Origin of the sequence: Mesorhizobium sp. M7A.F.Ca.CA.002.04.1.1, assembly GCF_004022805.1 — a bacterium.
Taxonomy (GTDB): Bacteria; Pseudomonadota; Alphaproteobacteria; order Rhizobiales; family Rhizobiaceae; genus Mesorhizobium; species Mesorhizobium ciceri.
In genome coordinates this window covers 1-3424 of sequence record NZ_RZPL01000627.1, presented here as the reverse complement: position 1 = coordinate 3424, position 3424 = coordinate 1, and the positions used below count along the sequence as shown (strand labels likewise).

Sequence of the window (3424 nt, the reverse complement as noted above, 5' to 3'; positions counted from 1 at the left end):
GACCACATACCCCACCCCCGCCTCACCTTCGATCGGCGCGCCCTGGCCCTGCAGCGTGGCGATGTCGCGGTAGAGCGTGCGGATCGAAACGCCCGTCTCGTCGGCAAGCATGTGCCCGCTCACCGGCCGGCGATGCCGGCGCAAGCACTGTATGAGGTCGAGCAGGCGTTCGGAGCGGGACATCGAGCAGATTTGCCTGTTTCTTTGACATTGGTCCATCGCCGGCAGACATAAACCGGAGAGGCCGACCTGTCGGACTTGGTTGCGAAGCCGGTTGCCCTATGTCAAAAGCGGCCACGCCGTTCGGAGTTGCCCCCGCTTGAAGTCTTTTCGCGACAAACGCCGCGACAACCGTCCACATCCATCCGCCAAGAGTGCGGCGGACGTGTCACGCCCGCGTCCCGGCCAGGCTCCTGCCAGACCGGAAGCGCCACCGCGCGAGCGCCATGAGGCGAAGACGGAAAATCGTTCCGAACCGAACTCGGCGCCGCGCATCCTGGCCCGCCGCGAAGGCGCTCTGCCCGCCGAACATCTTCCCGTGATCCTGGAAGTGGCGCCCAATGCCGATTATGCGCTGCTCGACAGCGGCACCGGCCAGAAGCTCGAACAATATGGCCCCTACCGGATCGTGCGGCCAGAGGGTCAGGCGATCTGGCAAAAGGCATTGCCGGCAAAGGAATGGGAGCGCGCCGACGCCGTCTTCACCGGAGACACCGACGAGGAGGGGATCGGCCGCTGGCGTTTCCCGAAGCTGCCGCTCGGCGAGACCTGGCCGATGAAGCATGACGGCATCGACTATCTCGGCCGTTTCACCTCGTTTCGTCATGTCGGCGTCTTTCCCGAGCAGGCCTCCCACTGGGACCACATGGCCGGGCTGATCGCGGCGGCGAAGCGGCCGGTCAAGGTTCTGAACCTGTTCGGCTATACCGGTCTCGCTTCCTTGGTGGCGGCTCGCGCCGGTGCCGAGGTCACCCATGTCGATGCCTCGAAGAAGGCGATCGGCTGGGCCCGCGAAAACCAGGAGATGGCCGGCCTCGGCAGCAAGCCGATCCGCTGGATCGTCGACGACGCGGTGAAATTCGCCGAGCGCGAGGAGCGCCGCGGCAGCCGCTACGATATCATTCTGTTCGACCCGCCGGCCTATGGCCGTGGCCCCAAGGGCGAGGTCTGGCAATTGTTCGAGGACCTGCCGGATTTGACCGACCTCTGCCGGGCGATCCTGACGCCGAAGCCGCTCGCCGTGGTGCTGACCGCCTACTCGATCCGCGCCTCCTTCTTCGCCATCCACGCCCTGATGCGCGATACCTTTGCCGGTATGGGCGGCAAGGTTGAATCGGGTGAGCTGATCATCCGCGAAAAGTCCGCCGGCCGGGCGCTATCGACCTCATTGTTTTCGCGTTGGGTGGCTGAATGAACGAGCGGCATGCAGGCGCACCCGGCCAGGTGAAGGAGGTCACCAGCCTCGCCAATCCGCTGGTCAAGGACATCAAGGCGCTCGCTCAGAAGAAATTCCGCGACCAGCAGAACGCCTTCATGGCCGAGGGATTGAAGCTGGTCATCGATGCGCTCGATCTCGGCTGGCAGATCAGGACATTGGTTTTCGCCAAGGCCGGGCGCGGCAACGCTGCCGTGGAGAAGGTGGCCGCACGCACGGTTGCGGCAGGCGGCATGGTGCTCGAAGTGTCGGAGAAGGTGCTGGTCGCCATCACCCGTCGCGACAACCCGCAAATGGTGGTCGGCGTCTTTTCGCAAAAATTCCTCGCCCTGAAAGATGTCCGCGCTGACAATGGCGACGTCTGGGTGGCGCTCGACCGGGTGCGCGACCCCGGCAATCTCGGCACCGTCATCCGCACCGTCGATGCCGTCGGCGCCAAAGGCGTCATCCTGGTCGGCGATACCACTGATCCATTCTCCGTGGAGACGGTGCGTGCCACCATGGGTTCGATCTTTGCCGTGCCGGTGGCGAAGGCGACAACCGAGGCTTTCCTCGCCTGGCGAGGCGGGTTTTCAGGCCTCGTCGCCGGAACCCACCTGAAAGGCGCCGTCGACTACCGCTCGGTCGATTTTTCCCGCGGGCCCGTGCTGCTGATGATGGGCAACGAGCAGCAGGGACTGCCCGAAAGCCTGGCTGCGAGTTGCGACAGGCTGCTCAGGATTCCGCAAGCGGGCCGTGCCGATTCGCTCAATCTGGCCGTTGCCACCGGCATCATGCTGTTCGAGATCCGGCGCGGCGCGCTGAAGCTCGAGTCAATCCTGGACCAGCAATGAAGGTTGCCTGCCCGTGAGATCATGGTCTCCCTACGCATTGCTCGTCGTCGCGGCCATCGCGCTCGACCAGTGGATAAAATACCTGGTCGAGGCCGATCTGCCTTTTCAGGAGAAGGTTGATCTGCTGCCCTTCCTGGCGCTGTTTCGCACCTACAATACCGGCATCGCCTTCTCGATGTTCTCGTCCTTCGGCGACACCGGGCTGATCGTCATTTCGCTCGCCGTCGTTGCCTTCGTGCTGTTCCTGGCGACGCGGATCGCGCCGTCCCAGATCCTTGCCCGCACCGGCTTTGCGCTGATCGTCGGCGGCGCGCTCGGCAATCTGATCGACCGCGCCGTCTACGGCCACGTCATCGACTACATCCTGTTCCACACGCCGGTCTGGTCCTTCGCCGTCTTCAACCTTGCCGACGCCTTCATTTCGGTTGGTGCGGCACTGGTCGTCTTCGACGAGCTGTTCGGCTGGCGGCGCGAACCCAAAGCCAGTCCTTCCAAGGATTGACCCCGTGCGGCCATCGCCGCACAGTTCATGTCGTCAAGATCGCGGAGAAAGACATGTCCGAAACCTTCAAAGCCATCCTCGTTTCGCGTGACGCCGAGAAAAAGCAGTCGGTCGCCGTGACCGATCTCACCGAGGCCGACCTGATGGAAGGCGATGTCACCGTCGCGGTCGAGGCAACGACGGTGAACTACAAGGATGGCTTGGCGATCACAGGCAAGGCGCCGGTGATCCGCCGCTGGCCGCTGGTGCCGGGCATCGATTTCGCCGGCACCGTCATTTCGTCCTCGCATCCCGACTGGCGCGCCGGAGACAAGGTCGTGCTGAATGGCTGGGGCGTCGGCGAAACCCATTTCGGTGCCTATGCAGGCCGTGCCCGCGTCAAGGGCGACTGGCTGGTGCCGCTGCCGCAAGGCATCAGCCCGCATGACGCGATGGCCGTCGGCACCGCAGGATATACCGCCATGCTCTGTGTCATGGCACTGGAGCGGCACGGCATCCTGCCCGATCGCGGCCCGGTGGTGGTGACGGGGGCAGCCGGCGGCGTCGGCTCGGTCGCGGTCTCCATCCTGTCCAGCCTCGGCTACCATGTCATTGCTTCCACCGGCCGCAATGCCGAAAGCCCCTTTCTGATGGACCTTGGCGCCGCCATAGGAG

5 protein-coding genes are annotated in these 3424 nt (G+C 64.4%); 4 read left to right on the top strand and 1 reads right to left on the bottom strand.

The genetic code is table 11. The features are described from left to right. Positions 1-183, bottom strand: a 183-nt coding sequence (locus tag ENZ75_RS25620; RefSeq protein ID WP_128278410.1) for an HTH domain-containing protein, incomplete at its 3' end; no start/stop codon positions are given. A 136-nt stretch (positions 184-319) separates the two neighbouring features. On the opposite strand from ENZ75_RS25620, the gene ENZ75_RS25615 reads away from it, so the two are divergent. The 4 genes from ENZ75_RS25615 to ENZ75_RS25600 all read left to right on the top strand — a co-directional run. Beyond that, a complete protein-coding gene (locus ENZ75_RS25615; RefSeq protein ID WP_063169011.1) occupies positions 320-1414 on the top strand; it encodes a class I SAM-dependent rRNA methyltransferase in 1095 nt (364 codons plus the stop codon). After that, entirely contained in the window at positions 1411-2268 is an 858-nt protein-coding gene (locus tag ENZ75_RS25610; protein WP_063169012.1) for an RNA methyltransferase, read from the top strand. Before ENZ75_RS25615 ends, ENZ75_RS25610 begins: the two co-directional genes overlap by 4 nt. A 13-nt stretch (positions 2269-2281) precedes the next feature. Continuing rightward, positions 2282-2770 carry a signal peptidase II gene (gene lspA / locus ENZ75_RS25605; RefSeq protein WP_063169013.1) on the top strand — a complete coding sequence of 163 codons (489 nt, stop codon included), beginning with the start codon at positions 2282-2284 and terminating at the stop codon, positions 2768-2770. A gap of 53 nt (positions 2771-2823) precedes the next feature. After that, a partial coding sequence (locus ENZ75_RS25600) for an alcohol dehydrogenase catalytic domain-containing protein (RefSeq protein WP_164887996.1) occupies positions 2824-3424 on the top strand: 601 nt, incomplete at its 3' end.